Genomic DNA, 14,646 nt, shown 5'->3' with positions numbered 1-14,646 from the left:
CACCTGCACCACTCACAAAGAGCGGAGCAAAACTTCGGCCAGTTTATCACCGGCGCTGGCCCAGGTGTATTTTTTGGCCCGCTCAATCCCAAGCTTTGAATACTGCGCTCTGAGGGCGCTGTCGGCAAGAAGATTGTTGATGGTATCGGCCCACTCACCTACATTTTCAGCCTCGCAGAACAAGGCGTCGCCTATACAAAGTTCAGGCATCGCCCCGCACGGCGCAACAATAGCCGGCGTTCCCAGCAACATCGCTTCAAGGGGCGGCAAACCGAAACCTTCCGTTAAGGATGGAAACAGAAACGCCTGCGCATGTTCAACCACGCTTCGCATGTCTTCATCTGACAATCGACCGGCAAGGCAAACACTCTCGCCAACCTCAATGCCCGCGGCCTCATAGTCTGCGCGCGTGGCTGCGCCAATTAGGACCAGACGAGCCTCTTTATTTGCGAAGCGTGCCGCGGCAGCCACCAGCGTCTTTATGTTCTTATGATGCTGAACGCTGCCCAAAGCCGCCAGAAATGGACGGCCTTTCAGATTGAGGCGCTCTAGGACTTCGTCATTACGCGCAATGGTGAGGATATGGTCTACGCCATTATGGATAACGTCAATTTTTTCGCGCGGGGCGATACCATTTTGGGTCAGACAATCCGCGGAATAATTCGAGACTGTCAGAACGCGAGACGCCCTCGCGCCGATGATTGGCAAAAGTGTTTGGTAGTAGGTTCGAAAGGCGGATGAATAGGACTTCGGAGAGATAAACGCCTGGGCATCGTGGATCATCACCACGTCACCATTCCTCGCAACAGGGGCCACGTTGCATAGGCTGACAAGCAGATCCTTGCCGGCGATAACTGGGAGCTCAAGCTGTTCCCATGGAACGCCCTTCAGAACAGACGCACCGGCGCCCGTGGCCCATGGATTTTGGGCAGCCTTTGGAGCGGCCACTCTGATCTTTATCCCTAAATCGCGGGAAAGAAGCTCCGAGGTGAGGGCATGCGCGACCCTCTGGACCCCGGTCGTCTTTTGAGAGAGAAACTTCCCATTGATTACAAGGCCGCGCATGAACCCACTCCGGCTCGGACGGTTGGCGAGTAACTATTGGCCACGGTTCTGGTATTCAACGAGCGTGCCATCGAGATAGAACTTTGCGGTCAGTTCGAGGCCTTCTGACAAGGAGACCGTTTCCTGGAAGCCCGTCAGTTCACGGATTTTTGCAAGTTCGGGTAACCGGCGCTTGACGCTGCCTGCCGGTGACGGGTGGAGGACAATTTCTCCCTCCATTCCACGAACAGCCATCATTTCTTTGGCAAGGTCCAGCATCGTGATTTCACGGCCACCGCCGAGGTTTACGATCTCGTTGACCGTGCGCTCGTTTTCACCAATCAGGGTCGTACCCCGCACAGCGTCATCGACGTAGAGGAAGGCGCGCGTATCCTCATAGCCGAAAAGCTCAAAGCGGCCTTCCTTGGCACGAACATAGAAGTCCGGAACCACATGGCGATCCCCCATCCGGGGGCCATAGGCATTGTGGTAGCGAACGATGCTGTAAGGCATGGAGAAGCTTCGTCCCGCCTGCGCGGTGACGACTTCACCGTGCATTTTTGAAGCGGCATAAGACCAGCGCGGATTGGTAACGTCACTTAAGCCTAAAGGCACATCTTCGGCGGTGGGGACGGGCCAGTTGAACTTCGTCACCGTCGAGGCATAGCTTTCGCTGGTACCGGCATAAATAAAGCGCTTCAGTTTGGCGTTACGACCGTAATGCTCGGCGAGATATATGTTTGGCAGGGTGCAGGACTTAATCACGTCCATAGGGCGTTCATAGAAGTTCTGTGTCCCGTTGAGGGCCGCTAGGTGATAAACATAGTCAACGTCAACCGGAAGGGTGGCCACCTTCGCCGGGTCTGAGAGATCAAGCTCGATGAACGTCACGTTCGGCTTTTCAGAAAGCGCCGCAAGATGCGGGTCGTTTTCGCCACGGACAAAGTTGTCAACGGCGATCACCTCATAGCCTTTTATCTCGGCCAGATACCGCGTCAGATGAAACCCTAAGAACCCGGCCGCGCCGGTCACAACGACCCGAGTCATCAGTGACCCTCTCCATTATAGTTGAATGCCCCGAGCGCACTGTAGCGGATGCCTTCTGGCAATTCAGTGCGGCGCAAAAGGGTGTGTTGGTGCCAGAAGTCATAGATTAATCCGGGGGCCGCCATCAGCGCCCCCAGCTTGGGAAGCTTCAACCTTTCAAGGGCGACGTGGTTGTTTTGCATCACAACGAGTCCGGCCCCTTCAAATGCGTCTTCTACAGATTCCAACGGTGTTAGGCCAAGGGACGCGAGGTTTGGGGCCGAGACAATCGGGTCCCAGGCCACAAGCTCAGAACCTGGGAAGGCCTTGCGCAGTTCTTCGATGATTGCAATGACCGGCGACCCTCGCAGATCGTCAGTTTCGGGGCGGCCTTTAAAGGCTGAGCCGAGTATGGCGATTTTCAACGGATTCGGGTTGCCGCGTTCCGTGAGGTCTGCCTTCATGCGCGCAACACTGCGCTCGGGGATGCCCTCGTTCCAAAGACGCCCTGCCAAAGCCAGGCCGGGTCGGAAGCCATGGTTCTCCAGCCCTTCGGCGAGGATGTAGGGGTCTTTTTCCAGGCAAGGGCCCCCGACGGGGCCTGGATAGGGGAGGTTCGCGCGAGGATACCCCAGATTGCCGCTCGAGATCACCTCTTGAGCCGAAATGCCCAGCGTGTCGCACATTTCTGCAACTTCGTTGGCAAACGCAAACATCATATCGCGCTGCGTATTGTTGATCAGCTTGACCATTTCCGCCGTCTCGGCATTCGAGACTTTCATAATCGAAGGGGTCAGGAACGCGAAAATTTGCGAGGCGCGGAATGTGGACTGCTCATCGACACCGCCAACGACCTGGGGAAGCGTACGCAGTTCAAGCAATGCCTTGCCTTCAAGAGTGCGTTCAGGACAGAAGGCCAGATCATAAGTGACGCCGACCTTATCGAGGATCGGTTTGGCGAGTTCCTTGGTCACCCCAACACGTACCGTCGAACGAAGAATGACCATGTCGTTGGGCTTAAGGACGGTCGAGATACCGTTCATCACAGCGGTAAAAGACGCATAGTTGGTCTTTTTATCCGCCTTAACCGGGGTGCCCACGGTCACGATATAGACGGTCGTTTCCGTATCCCTCTCAATTTGACCTGAAAAGGTCATCGTGCCGCGTTGAATCTGAGCGGAAAGCCGCTCATTCAGTCCGATCTCGGAGAAATGCGCTTTCTCGTCGGCAAGGCAGGCGAGAATGTGCTGGTCGACTTCAACGCCGTGGACCCGGAAGCCAGCATCGGCCATGGCAACGGCGAGCGTAAGGCCGACATAGCCCAGACCGACAATGCAAACCTTCTTATCTTTAAAGCTATGGGGGAGCATATGATTAATGAGTCCTGAGTGGCACAGATGAATTTGCGCCTGCAAACTGGAGGCCAATTTTGAATAAAAAGGATAACATCTTATAAAATCGGTCAAAAACAGCTCTGAATTATGGCGATTAGCCTAACTCGCGTCCATACCGAATTTCGGGACTTCGTATTCATCTTGCGGTGGAATGGATATAAGTTGTTGATTTATAATGCGAGTTTCGATTCTTGCCCGGTCTCAAATTATGTTGCGGCGCACGAAAAAAGATGATCGGTCGATCGGATATTTCTGGTCGCCAGGCAATTAGCAATATATGAACGAATGGATATAATTGTGTCGGCGTTTGGGGTGCCCGCTTCCGGGGGTAGGCGCTGATCGTTCTGGGCGAGGGCTTTATTTCGCCGGTGAATTTTGAATAAGAAGTACGTTATGAAGGTTGCGCTCGTTCATTATTGGCTGGTGGGCACCCGTGGTGGGGAAAAGGTGCTCGATGCTCTGTGTGAGATATATCCGCAAGCCGATGTCTACACCCTCGTCGCTGACCATAAAAAACTCTCTCCTATAGTGAGGGGGCATAAGATCACGACCTCCTTCCTGCAGAAAATTGGTGGGGTGAAGCATTACAAGCGTATGCTCCCTCTTATGCCCATGGCTTTGGAATCCTTTGATCTGAGTGAGTATGACCTGATCATCTCGTCCGAAGCGGGCCCGGCGAAGGGCATTATTCCTGGCCCTAACGCCCGGCATATCTGTTATTGCCATTCCCCAATGCGTTATATCTGGGACCTCTATCCGCAGTATTATAAAAGTGCTGGTCTCATTTCTCGCGCCGTAATGGCGATTTTTTCGCCCTGGTTGAGGGCTTGGGATGTAACCACATCGGCGCGAGTGGATCATTTCATCGCGAATTCGGAATACGTGGCTCAGCGCATAAAACGCTATTACCGTCGTGATGCGGTCGTCATAAATCCTCCTGTCGATCTGGAGCGGTTCTCGATTTCGGAACACGTTGACGACTATTATCTCTGCGCCGGGCAAATCACGCCATATAAGCGCGTGGATCTTGCTGTAAAGACCTTCACCGCTATGAGTAAGCCGCTTGTGGTCTTAGGTGGGGGGGCAACTGATGCTCTTAAGAAAATCGCAGGCCCGACGGTTAAGTTTGTGGGGCAATGTGATGATGAGACAATGGCGATGTATTTTCAAAGATGCAAAGCCCTGGTCTATCCTGGCGTTGAGGATTTTGGGATAATTCCGTTGGAGGCGCTCGCGAGCGGACGCCCTGTCGTTGCCTATGCAAAAGGCGGTGCCCTTGAAACCGTGATTGACGGAGTGACAGGGTTGCTATTTCAAGAACAGACCGTTGAAGCAGTTACGGAAGCTATTCTTAGACTTGAACAGCAAAAATACAATTTTGAACCTCGGGCTCTACGGGAGTTCGCGACTAGTTTTGATCGGCCGAGATTTATTGTACAGTTGAAGCGCGAAATTGAAAGGTTTTTAAATGCTTCTGGCGTCCAACTACGAGATGGAGCGACGCACCTCTGAAGTTGGTTTTCATCGATTGGAGGCCGACAATATTTTGCTGGAATCCAGGGGGTGATTGATGGGCATTTTGACACCGGCTACAGGCCGCGCCAAAGGGTTCAGCGAAATCGTTGTTGCCAACTATGAGCGCTTCGTTTCGCCCCTAATCGCATTTGATAGCAGTCTTAATTTTTGAGAGCATTTCACGCTCTATCAACCAACCTAGCCGCGCGGATATGCCTTTCACTCAATGCTATTGTGCGCTGCCGCAAAAAGCTGCTAACTTGTTTAAAAATCATTCCATTTTCCTCGGTGTATTTCCTATGTCGAATAGAGGTTTAGTTTTAGCGGTAGCGTCAGGTGGAGGGCATTTGCACCAACTTGTGCGTATTGCAGACGCATTTACAGGTATGGATGTATCTTATGTGTGTACCGACCCTGCTCTCGCCAGTTCGCTTGGTCTGAAAAACACTTTGAAAATTGGGGATGCGAACCAAAACGATATGCTGGCACTTCTTCGAGTAGGCGTACAAGCCCTCAAAATCGTTATTTCACATAAACCGTCTGTGGTTATCTCTACGGGGGCAGCGCCAGGTCTTTTGGTGATCTTCTGGGGCAGGATCTTCGGAGCAAAGACAATTTGGATTGACAGCATAGCTAATGCGGAACAGTTGTCCCTCAGCGGAAAAATTGCTTCCTATTTCAGTAACATTACACTGACCCAGTGGGAGCACATCGCGCTAGTTTCTAAGGCAAAATACTGGGGAGCCGTCCTATGATTTTCGTCACGACGGGGACACAACTGCCCTTTGATCGCTTGGTGCTTTCAGTTGATGAGGCTGCTGCCGATTTGTCTGAAACAGTGTTCGCCCAAATTGGGGCGAAGGGCCGCGAGCCAAAAAATATCGAGTATGCAAGGCTTCTAACGCCACAGGAATTCGACAAAAGACTCCTTTCTGCACGCGTATTGGTGGCCCATGCCGGTATCGGAACTATTTTAAGTGTAATGAAAGCTAAAAAGCCGTTGGTTATTATGCCTCGATTGGCAAGCTTAAATGAACACAGAAACGATCATCAAATTGCAACAGCTAACCAAATGTCGAGACTTCCGGGAATTTATGTCGCGCATAACTCGAGGGATGTAATTGAGATTTTAAAAAGGAGTGACCTGAAGTGTCTATCTGATGAATTTTCAAGCAATTCTAGAGAAACACTTGTAGATAATATTAAGAACGTTATTTCAAACGGATTTTAATTACTCAAGTAATTGGAGAGTTCATTGATAGATATATCCATTATCATACCTACTTATAACAGGTCCTCTCGGATAAAGGACACTCTTTTATCTGTGAAGAACCAGACTTACTCTTCGTTCGAGTGCATTGTGGTTGACGATGGGTCTGCGGATGCAAGTGAAACAAGGGCGGTCGTCGAATCTATGGGAGATCCTAGATTTAGATACATTTACCAAGCAAACGCCGGTGCGAGCAAAGCCCGTAATACAGGGATCGATTCTGCGGCCGGAAAATTTGTTTGCTTCCTTGACTCGGACGATGTTTTCCTTCCACATAAATTAGAGCGTCAATATAATAAAATATCAGAATATAAAAATGCGCTTATATTTTCGCAATTGCTAGTTGACCGAGGGGTGGAGAAGAAATGGATTAAACCACCAAGAGGGCCAAAATCTGGTGAGAGAGTTGATGAATATTTGATGTGTACATCAGGTTGGATGCAGACATCAACCCTCATGTTAAACACAAATGTTGCTAGATCTGTTCGGTTCAACGAGATGCTTCCGTCTTCCCAGGACACTGATTTCGCTATACGATGCGTTAATGCTGGCGCAGTCCCGGTTTTCATTGAAGAGCCATTAATAGTCTTAAATGACGTATACGATCCCAGCCGTGTCTCTAAACAAACAAAATACCAGCCGCTTCTGGATTGGATAGAAAACATGCGTCACACTCAAATATCCGAAAAATCTTACTGGGGCTATCGAGGTTGGCAGTGTTCAAGGGTTGCGTCATATTCAAATAAAGGGTTGGCAGTAAAGTTGTTTTTTTCCTCTTTTATACGCGGTTCATACTCTGCGAAGCAATCTATAATAATTTTAGCTCAAATCTTAATTTCCAGACAATTGTACCAGAACATTGCAACTATGGTCGTAAGGCTATCCGGAAAATAAGGAGACGTGAATTGTCTAACGGCGATTTAATATCAAATGCTCGACAGATGAAAAGGCAACTGAAGGGCTACCCTGAAAATGCACGGATCGTGTTAGGTAGCGTCTTTAGAAAGTTTGGAATCCAACATAGTAAGCAAGTTGAAGCAGAGAAGTTGTATGATTTTCGAGAATTCCCGAATGGAAATTCAAGAGTTCCGGTAAGGGTGGTGACCCCTGACGACGGTCACTATATGACGACTTTTTTTGATGTCGATGCATTAAGTCCATCGGGACGATTTCTAGCAACAACAAAAGTTCCATTTATTTGGCGCATACCGAGTCCTGGAGATGTTGCGCAGATTGCCGTCATAGATTTATCGGAAGGTCGACGTAAAATTGTTGCAAAAACGTCGGGATGGGGCTCACAACTCGGCGCCAATGTACAGTGGGGTGCTGACGACGATACATTATTTTTTAATGATGTCCAGCAAGGGGTTCCCGTAGGGATACGTCTCAATCTGAAAACCGGAGAAAGGAAAATCTTAAACGGAACCATTTATGGGCTTGATCCGAAAAGAAGATTTAGTTTCAGCCCTAACCTTGACTTCATAAATGCGGGCATCCCAGGATACGGCGTGCCAGAAAACATATTTGCACCAAAAAGGCAGCCGGTTTCAGTAAACGAAAACGATGGTATTTGGAGGACTTGCCTCAGAACTGGGGAGACGAGTTTGTTTTTGTCTCTGAAGCAATTGGTAGATGCTCTCCCAGTAGAGTCGCGATTAGATGGTGGCGATTACTACGCATTTAACACTAAGATAAACCAACAAGGCACACGTGGCTTTGTGGTAATTTTTTCAAAGAATGTCCCAGGGCGGGCTGGATGGCCGCCTCAGCTGATGACGTTTGATATTGAGGGTGGTAATGTCAGTCTAGCAATGCCCGATGCTTTGTGGAAACATGGGGGGCATCATCCTTCTTGGGCTCCTGACGGTGAACACATCACCATGAACCTCAGGTCAAAGGGGGAAAGAATGCGATTCGTTAAGTTTCGTTATGATGGACGTGATTTAGTTGAATTGTGTTCTGGAGCGATAGGCGGTGGACACCCGAGCTTGCACCCTTCAGGCGATTTTTTACTAACGGATGCCTACGTTTCGGAACCGTTCATTGATAAAGAAGGGCGCGTCCCGCTGCGGTTGTTATCCACATCTGATGGTCGTGACGATCCTCTGTGCTGGGTTAACACGAAAAGATTAGATGGCCCTAGACGGATAGACCCACACCCCGTTTGGTCTAGAGATGGGTCGAAGGTTATATTCAACGGAGTCGTGAACGGGATGCGGCAGGTAATGATTGCAGACGTTCGTGGAGTACTTTGACCAATGGGGCGGAAGCAGCTTTTTAACACTTTCATTACAATACTCACACGATTTGGGTCAAAAGGAATAAATTTTGTTGTTTTTGCACTTATTGCTCGCGGCTTGACTCCGGCAGAGATGAGTGATTACGGTTTCATATTCACTACAACTCTCATGATTGCCACAGTATTTGATGTCGGAATTAGAAATTCCGTAGCATATTACATCGGTCGCGATGAAAAAAATAGTGAGCTATATGCCACTGCTACGGTTAATATTTTTTCTGTACTTTCATTTATTTGCGCGCTATCCTCTATAGCTTGTGTTGTTGCTTGGGAAAATAATAAAGATTTATTATTGCTCGCAGGTGTCGCCGTAAATGCCGTTTCTCTATTATTCATACGGATGGGACAGGGCGTGTTGATCGGAAAGGGGCAGATAGCGAAGTTTAACCAGTCCGAGCTATACCCAAGGGTAACTTTGATTTTTCTGACTGTCCTTGCTTATTTTTTATACAATTTAAACCTAGAGATTTGCGTATTTATACTTGCGTTTTCAAACATGACTGGTGCCGCGTTACTATTCAAGCTGGGAAGGTTTAAGCTTAACTTTAGTATTGCCGGGGCAACCGAATATTATAAGATACTTATAGGTCGTGGCTTTCTGTTTATGATTGGCGTTGTCATGATGCTGTTAACAAAGCAGGCAAGTTTTTTCGTCATTGACTACTATGACGGCGGTGAGGTTTCCGGGGCTTTCTATGCATCGAGGCGTTTGACCGAGGTTCTTACGGAAGTCGGATTGGCGGTATCCGTTGTGCTTTTTTCTCAAAATGTGAGGACAAGCGACGTCAAAGCATCTGTAGCGTCGGCTTCATATTACACAAAGTTTTCATTTTCCCTGTTTATGTTTTTAACGGCTTTGGCCCTGCCACTTGCGAAATTTATCGTACCAATAGCACTTGGGCATCAGTATGCGAGTCATGTATATCTTTTCCAGATAATTCTTATTGGGACTTTAATTGGTACGCTTTGGACTATCGTATACCCAACAGTATCTGCCATATCATCACCAATCACAGTATGTAAGATATTCCTTCCAAACTTAGTGTTAAGTATTTGCATTTCATTGGTAGCACATTATTTCTATGGGCCCAATGGTGTGGCTTGGGGTTTCATAGTTAGCAATACAGTTCTTTCTTTATCCTTCTTATCTTACTTTAAATGCCAACATGGTCAAACTTTAAGAAGTTTTCTCATTCCATCCAGTAGCGAAGTTATTGCAATATTTCAGAACAAAAAAATAAGGAACAAAGATGAATAGATGTACGTATTTTAATGTTAAGACTCAGTTTGAGAACGCCGGAGACGCCTTAATAATTGGTGAGTTGCTTCGCTTGGCTGAGGCGCATTCCAATTTGTGCCTCAATTATGCAACTACTCCTGACGGATTTAGGGAGATGGTGAATTCCAGACTGTTGCGCCCTAAAGAAAGTAAACAGTTTCTAAATAACTTTTCTTTCTTCGCATCAATGGTTCACAGCCGGTTATTGGGCAAAGAGGTGCATTTTTTCTTAGTTCCTGGCGGACTAAATGGCGAGCGCTCTCGCTCCCAGTACTTTAAAGCTTTATTCGCGATTATCATTTTGGTTTTTTGGCGTGCGATAGGCGTAAAGGTACACCAAGTGGGCATTTCACTCGAGCGTATCGGCGATAGGCATGGGAAGTCGTTGGCATTGCGCTCAAGGGTTCTAAATACGTGCGCCGTTAGAGACAGCATGTCACTAGAATACGCAAAAAAACTGGGTATCCGCGTTACCAGTTTAATTCCTGATTTGGCCTTCTCTATATTTGACGGTCGTGAAATCGTCGGAGACCAAAATAGAAAAGCATTGTGCTTTTCTTTTAGAGTGGATAAAAACGGAATGGATAGGGAAAAATTATTAGAATTCTGCATTGAAATAATAAATTTGAATACAGATGGGATTCTATACTTCGTGTCGCAGGTGCGGAGAGATTCGGAATTTATGAAAACATTGGCTAACACTATATTTGAAAGAACGGGCCGGGAATTTATTTTTTGTGACGTGCACGAAGATATTTCTCATGCGATTGATGTTTATAGTAAATGTAAGGAAGTTCATTCAAATAGACTGCACGTGTTGCTCCTTGCGCTAACCGCTGGCGCTGTCCCCTTCTCGTGGGACACAGACCTTGACCCAAAAATTCAAGGGATACTAAATGATATTGGTATGGATTTTTTGTCACTTAAGATGAGCATAACGAGATATCAGAGCGCTGCGAATGACAATCTGAATAATTTCCAATTTGAGGGCGCGAGATATTATGAGATGCTAGCGCACTCATTCTCAAGAATTTACGGCGATATCGAAGGTTCATCGCGAACCACGTTACCATGAAGATTGTAATTACCCACCTACCCGGCATAATGGCTATGTAAGGGTGAAGTTTCCGTCGACAAGTTTACGGATGGCGGCATAGGAGGCTTCGCCGCTGAGGCGCGCGGTTCCTGTGATGGGTAAGCAGTAAGCCTACGGTGTGGACCGCGGATTTAACCCTTGACTATCCTTAGCGAGCGTTTTGCGGGGGGCTTTTTGGCCCATGCCTTTTGTAGCTTTTCGAGCGCGGCATCCAGCTCCGGCATCCTGGGATCAGTTGGATTGATGGTAAGCATACGGGTAAGCATACGGCGTGTACCGCGGAAAATCTGCGCGCCTGATACCAGCCTGCATAGATTAGTACCCATGTGTCCAATCGCGCAAACCGAGGGACATGATGCGCCAAGGTTGTTCGGCAAGCTTGTTCCACGCTGCACAGCAATGGTCGACGATATCGTCATAGGAAGTGAAGATGCGGTTGGACAGCCAGTTTTCGGTAAGCATACGGCGTGTACCGCGGAAAATCTGCGCGCCTGAGACCGCAGCTTGTGCTCATATGAGCGCTCCTATGAGCGTACTTACGAGCGCAGCGAGCGGGTCTTATGACAAGAACAGTGGTTTTGAGCGGCGCGGAACGGCGCCGTAGTTGGCCTGATGCCCTGAGGCGTGAGATCGTGTTTGAGGCCTTTCAGCCGGGCGCGATCGTTTCAGAGGTTGCCCGCCGTTACGATGTGGCCACCAGCCAGATCTACGGCTGGCGTAAAGACATGCGGGTGACTTCGGACGCCGCGCCGATCCCAGGCTTTGTCGAAGCCATCATCACACCAACCCAGTCGTTTGAAACGGTGCGCCCTGGCGGCGCCATATCGGTTGAGCTGCCTTGCGGTGCGCGCGTTCAAATATCGTAAGCGTCCGGGCACCGCGTTTTGCTGAAGGGGCTGAGTGAGCGAAACTTCCGTCAGAAGTTATTCATTTGTGACGGAACATTCGGCATGGGTCGGTATGAGGTTATCAGCGGGGTTGAGCGCTATCGGCGCCGGTCTCGCGAAGAGAAAGCGTTGATTTTGCGAGAGGCGTCAGTGCCTGGAGCGATAGTCTCGCACGTTGCACGTCGCCACGATGTGCGTCCCCAGCAGATCTATCAGTGGCGTCGCCAGCTGCAGGCGGCAGAGGGGCCGATCTTTGTGCCGGTGTCTGTTGGCGCGTCGTGACCTGGGGCTGAAGGTCCTGGTTCTGGATTTGCGGTGATCGTTGAGATCTTGGTGCGCGGCGGTCGCAGCCTGAAGGTGCCGGCGGATCTGGATCGAGGGCTTTTGTCGTCATTGATCGCGTGTGTGGAAGCGTCATGATCGGGCCGTCGGGGAATGTGAAGGTCTACCTGGCGTGTGGAGTGACGGATATGCGCCGCGGGATCGATGGGTTGGCGACCTTGGCGCGTGAGGTGATCAAACAGGATCCGGGATCGGGCGCGATCTTTGGCTTCCGGGGAAAGCGGGCCGACCGGATTAAATTGCTGTGGTGGGATACCCAGGGCTTTTGCCTTTATTACAAGGTCCTGGAGCGCGGATATTTTCCCTGGCCGACGGCGAAGGACGGGGTTGCGCATCTGACGGCGGGTCAGTTGGCGATGCTCGTTGAGGCCATAGACTGGCGTCGCCCAGCATGGACGTCAGCGCCTTTTGCGAAGCGGCTGAAACGCTTATTTTATAAGGGGGTTTGGCTGGAAATCATTAGCGTTTAGCTCGTAAATCGGCTAGTGTTACGGGCATGGAAATCATGTCTGCCAACGCCTCTGATGAGCTTGCCGCCCTGCGCGCGCTCGTGGCTGAGCAGGCCCTGCAACTGGACAAAAATCGCATTGCTCTCGAAGCCGAAGTCGCCAAGCGGGATGCCATCATCACCCTGCTTCGCGGACAATTAGAGCTGCTGCGTCATCGCGATCACGGGGCATCGTCCGAAAAGGTCGAGCGTAAAATCGAGCAATACGAGCTGATGCTCGAGGAGATCGAGGCGACGCGTGCCGAGGCTGAGGCGCGTTCGGGCAAGGACGCGTTGCCGGAGGCGGAAGATGAAAAGGCGCACCCGAAGCGCAAACCGTTGCCCGACAATCTTCCGCGTGAAGACAAGGTCTATGAGGCGCCGTGCGACTGTCCGACCTGCGGCAGCACGTCATTCCTTAAGGCGGCAGATAAGGTCGTCGAGGTCATGGAGCATGTTCCGGCCTCGGTGAAGGTCGTGCGTCACATCGAAAAGCGCCTGATCTGCAAGGACTGCGACACCACGGTGGCGGGCGAGATGCCGAAGCTGCCGATTACCAAGGGCAAGCCCGGGCCGAGCTTGCTGGCCCACATCATGGTTGCGAAGTTCGATGACCATATCCCGCTCTACCGCCTGTCAGAAATGTATGAGCGGATGGGCATTGATATATCCCGATCCGTCATGGCCGACTGGGTGGGGCGAGTATCGCTTCTGATCGCGCCGTTGGTGACGTTGGTAAAAGCCTATGTCGTCGGAACCGACCGGATCCACACTGACGACACCCCAGTGGATGTTCTTGATCCTGGGCGAGGAACGACAGCAACCGGGAGGCTTTGGGTCTATGTCTTCGACGGCAGCGGCTACAAGGACGACCGGCCAAAGGCTGTTGCCTACTATTACAGTGCCGATCGCAAGGGTATCCACCCTGAGGCGCATCTGGCCGACTTCAGCGGCGTGATGCATGCCGACGGCTATGGCGGCTATAAAAAGCTCTATGGCAACAAGATTACCGAGGCAGCGTGTATGGCGCACGTGCGGCGCAAGTTCCATGACGTCATCAAGCTCAAAGCCTCGCCTGTGGCCGAGGAAGCCCTGAGCCGTATCGGCGCGCTTTACGACATCGAGGCGCGCATCCATGGCATGACAGCCGACGAACGGCGCGCCTTACGCCAGCAGCATGCCCGGCCGTTGCTGGATAGTCTCAAGGCCTGGATCGAGGCGATGCTGCCGACCGTCCCGCAGAAGCAGAAGCTGGCGGAGGCCATGCGCTATGCCTTATCGCGATGGGAGGCGTTGAGTGTCTACATCGACGATGGGCGTGTCGAGATCGATAACAATATAGCTGAGAGAGCCATCCGCCCGATTGGAATCGGAAAAAAGAACTGGCTCTTCGCCGGCTCCGACAAGGGGGGCGAGCGCATCGCCAATGTGCTGACGTTGGTCGAGACCGCCAAAATGCACGGCCACAATCCCGAGACCTACTTCACCCGCATTCTGACGGTGATCCGAAACTATCCGGAAGAGCGGCTGCATGAACTGCTGCCTTGGGTCATGGCGCCGGCCGCGCCGGCAGAAGGAAGCGTCGCCTGATGGCTCGGTCAAGGCATGTTTACACGCTCAAAGAGGTCGCCGCATTGATCGGCGAGAACTTGGAACTGATCGAAGAGGTCACCGCTAACTCCGATAATATAATCGACGGTGAAATGATCCACGTCAGTGACGGCAGCGAGTACGGGACCAGAGCCCTGACCCAAGACGGTGTGGAATGTCTCCAGGATCTCCTCGCCGATATACGGACCTGGGACGGAGGGATCCGCGCGTTCCTCGTAGGCGAGCAGTGCGATCCCGGAATGATCGAGCGTGTAATGGCCGACGAGAAAAAACGATAAGACCCTGCAAGCTCAAAAAATCCGTTCGCCGTACGCTCACCAAATATCGGCAGGCACCTCCGCAGAGATGATCGTAAGCGTCCGGGCACCGCGTTTTGCTGAAGGGGCTGAGTGAGCG

At 50.7% G+C, this 14,646-nt stretch carries 15 protein-coding genes and 1 pseudogene; 12 read left to right on the top strand and 4 right to left on the bottom strand.

Annotated features, from left to right (window positions below; all coding sequences use genetic code 11):
• Positions 1-12 precede the first annotated feature (12 nt).
• Genes ASTEX_RS10965 through ASTEX_RS10955 form a run of 3 tightly spaced genes read right to left on the bottom strand, consistent with a single transcriptional unit; the run spans position 13 to position 3,536 of the window.
• Positions 13-1,065, bottom strand: coding sequence for a glycosyltransferase family 4 protein (locus ASTEX_RS10965; protein WP_013479699.1), 1,053 nt, complete (start codon positions 1,063-1,065; stop codon positions 13-15).
• 33 nt (positions 1,066-1,098) lie between these two features.
• Complete coding sequence (locus tag ASTEX_RS10960; protein WP_013479698.1) at positions 1,099-2,091, bottom strand: NAD-dependent epimerase/dehydratase family protein; 993 nt, start codon at positions 2,089-2,091, stop codon at positions 1,099-1,101.
• A complete protein-coding gene (locus ASTEX_RS10955; RefSeq protein WP_144004653.1) occupies positions 2,091-3,536 on the bottom strand; it encodes a nucleotide sugar dehydrogenase in 1,446 nt (481 codons plus the stop codon). The genes ASTEX_RS10960 and ASTEX_RS10955 overlap by 1 nt, the downstream gene beginning before the upstream one ends.
• A 321-nt stretch (positions 3,537-3,857) precedes the next feature.
• Between ASTEX_RS10955 and ASTEX_RS10950 the strand changes: the two genes are divergently transcribed.
• The 7 genes from ASTEX_RS10950 to ASTEX_RS10930 all read left to right on the top strand — a co-directional run bounded on the left by ASTEX_RS10950 (position 3,858) and on the right by ASTEX_RS10930 (position 10,902).
• Positions 3,858-4,976 carry a glycosyltransferase gene (locus ASTEX_RS10950; RefSeq protein WP_013479696.1) on the top strand — a complete coding sequence of 373 codons (1,119 nt, stop codon included), beginning with the start codon at positions 3,858-3,860 and terminating at the stop codon, positions 4,974-4,976.
• A gap of 215 nt (positions 4,977-5,191) precedes the next feature.
• The gene (locus ASTEX_RS10945) at positions 5,192-5,734 is read left to right on the top strand and encodes a glycosyltransferase family protein (protein WP_083805588.1); all 543 of its coding nucleotides are present in this window, start codon (positions 5,192-5,194) and stop codon (positions 5,732-5,734) included.
• A complete protein-coding gene (locus ASTEX_RS10940) occupies positions 5,731-6,210 on the top strand; it encodes a glycosyltransferase (protein WP_013479692.1) in 480 nt (159 codons plus the stop codon). Before ASTEX_RS10945 ends, ASTEX_RS10940 begins: the two co-directional genes overlap by 4 nt.
• Before the next feature lie 12 nt (positions 6,211-6,222).
• Positions 6,223-7,143 (top strand): glycosyltransferase family 2 protein, encoded by a 921-nt coding sequence (locus tag ASTEX_RS21105; protein WP_083805587.1) that lies wholly within the window; start codon positions 6,223-6,225, stop codon positions 7,141-7,143.
• A gap of 11 nt (positions 7,144-7,154) precedes the next feature.
• Positions 7,155-8,504: a TolB family protein gene (locus ASTEX_RS20300; RefSeq protein WP_013479690.1), complete on the top strand. Its 1,350-nt coding sequence runs from the start codon at positions 7,155-7,157 to the stop codon at positions 8,502-8,504.
• Between the two features lie 3 nt (positions 8,505-8,507).
• Positions 8,508-9,806, top strand: a complete 1,299-nt coding sequence (locus ASTEX_RS10935; RefSeq protein WP_013479689.1) for a lipopolysaccharide biosynthesis protein — start codon at positions 8,508-8,510, stop codon at positions 9,804-9,806.
• Positions 9,799-10,902, top strand: a complete 1,104-nt coding sequence (locus tag ASTEX_RS10930) for a polysaccharide pyruvyl transferase family protein (RefSeq protein WP_013479688.1) — start codon at positions 9,799-9,801, stop codon at positions 10,900-10,902. The genes ASTEX_RS10935 and ASTEX_RS10930 overlap by 8 nt, the downstream gene beginning before the upstream one ends.
• Positions 10,903-11,238: 336 nt before the next feature.
• On the opposite strand, the pseudogene ASTEX_RS20295 reads toward ASTEX_RS10930, so the two are convergent.
• Positions 11,239-11,373: pseudogene (locus ASTEX_RS20295) on the bottom strand (IS630 family transposase); the annotation flags it as partial.
• Between the two features lie 110 nt (positions 11,374-11,483).
• Here ASTEX_RS20295 and tnpA point away from each other — a divergent pair.
• From tnpA to ASTEX_RS10910, 5 genes are all read left to right on the top strand, one after another.
• Positions 11,484-11,789 carry an IS66-like element accessory protein TnpA gene (gene tnpA, locus ASTEX_RS10925; RefSeq protein ID WP_013479687.1) on the top strand — a complete coding sequence of 102 codons (306 nt, stop codon included), beginning with the start codon at positions 11,484-11,486 and terminating at the stop codon, positions 11,787-11,789.
• An 84-nt stretch (positions 11,790-11,873) separates the two neighbouring features.
• Positions 11,874-12,092, top strand: a complete 219-nt coding sequence (locus tag ASTEX_RS21100; protein WP_425359000.1) for a transposase — start codon at positions 11,874-11,876, stop codon at positions 12,090-12,092.
• A 134-nt stretch (positions 12,093-12,226) separates the two neighbouring features.
• Positions 12,227-12,622, top strand: coding sequence for an IS66 family insertion sequence element accessory protein TnpB (tnpB, locus tag ASTEX_RS10920; RefSeq protein WP_013479686.1), 396 nt, complete (start codon positions 12,227-12,229; stop codon positions 12,620-12,622).
• Positions 12,623-12,648: 26 nt separating this feature from the next.
• On the top strand, positions 12,649-14,229 hold the full coding sequence (gene tnpC, locus ASTEX_RS10915) for an IS66 family transposase (RefSeq protein ID WP_013479685.1): 1,581 nt from the start codon (positions 12,649-12,651) through the stop codon (positions 14,227-14,229).
• Positions 14,229-14,528 carry a hypothetical protein gene (locus ASTEX_RS10910; protein ID WP_013479684.1) on the top strand — a complete coding sequence of 100 codons (300 nt, stop codon included), beginning with the start codon at positions 14,229-14,231 and terminating at the stop codon, positions 14,526-14,528. The genes tnpC and ASTEX_RS10910 overlap by 1 nt, the downstream gene beginning before the upstream one ends.
• The last annotated feature ends 118 nt before the right edge of the window (positions 14,529-14,646 follow it).

Source organism: Asticcacaulis excentricus CB 48 (assembly GCF_000175215.2).
Classification (GTDB): Bacteria; Pseudomonadota; Alphaproteobacteria; order Caulobacterales; family Caulobacteraceae; genus Asticcacaulis; species Asticcacaulis excentricus.
Note: the sequence above shows the minus strand (reverse complement) of the source record. Positions and strands in the feature narration are given on the sequence as shown.